The sequence below is a fragment of the Gordonia polyisoprenivorans NBRC 16320 = JCM 10675 genome (assembly GCF_000241325.1).
Lineage (GTDB): Bacteria > Actinomycetota > Actinomycetes > Mycobacteriales > Mycobacteriaceae > Gordonia > Gordonia polyisoprenivorans.
This window is the reverse complement of sequence record NZ_BAEI01000103.1, coordinates 1-759: the sequence shown is the minus strand read 5'-3', so window position 1 is coordinate 759 and position 759 is coordinate 1. Positions and strand designations below refer to the sequence as shown.

The window sequence follows — 759 nt, the reverse complement described above, 5'->3', positions numbered from 1 at the left end:
GTGGAATTCTCCGACCGGCATCTGGCCCGCGAATACGGGTTCGGGTCCACCACCGACGCCATGATCGGCTTGTTGCGTGTGTCGGAACCGTGGCGGCGGTGGAAACAACTGAAAGCGACCGCCACCTTCCACACCTTTACCGGTGAGGTCGCCGCCCCCAAGTATCCGGCGTTGGCCGAAGCGATGGCGTCTGGGGCGGCCGGCTCGTCGCATGCGGCGGTGGTGATCGACGTGCTGGACCGTATCCCGGCGGCAGTGCCGTTCGACGAGAAAATGTCGGCCGACGCCACGATGGCCCGCTACGCCCGCACCCACACCCCGTCCGACCTCCGGATTTTGGGGGCACGGGTGTTGGCGCACCTCGACCCCGACGGCCACCTGACCGACGATTCGGATCGGCAACGCCGCCGCCAGATCCGCATCGGCCGGCAAGACGCGCAGAAAATGAGTGGGTTGTCCGGGCAGATGACCCCCACCCTCACCGCGCACCTCGAAGCAGTACTCGCCGCGTGGGCGGCCCCCGGAATGAACAACCCCGCCGACCCGGATTCCCCCACCGGGAGTCGCGAAGACGCTGATCCCGACGCGTTGGCGGCTGCCGCAGCCCGCGATCACCGCGACCAAGTCCAACGCAACCACGACGCGTTGGAAGCAGTCCTGCGCGCCGGACTGGATGTCGGTCTCGGCCCCCAATCCCATCGCGGCCTACCGCCGCACCTGATCATCAAAGCGTCTCTGGCCGATCTGATTGCGCAGACC

At 67.5% G+C, this 759-nt stretch carries 1 protein-coding gene; it reads left to right on the top strand.

The annotated features are described in order from the left end of the window. On the top strand, positions 1-759 hold a 759-nt coding region (locus GOPIP_RS27715; protein WP_006373226.1), incomplete at both ends, for a DUF222 domain-containing protein.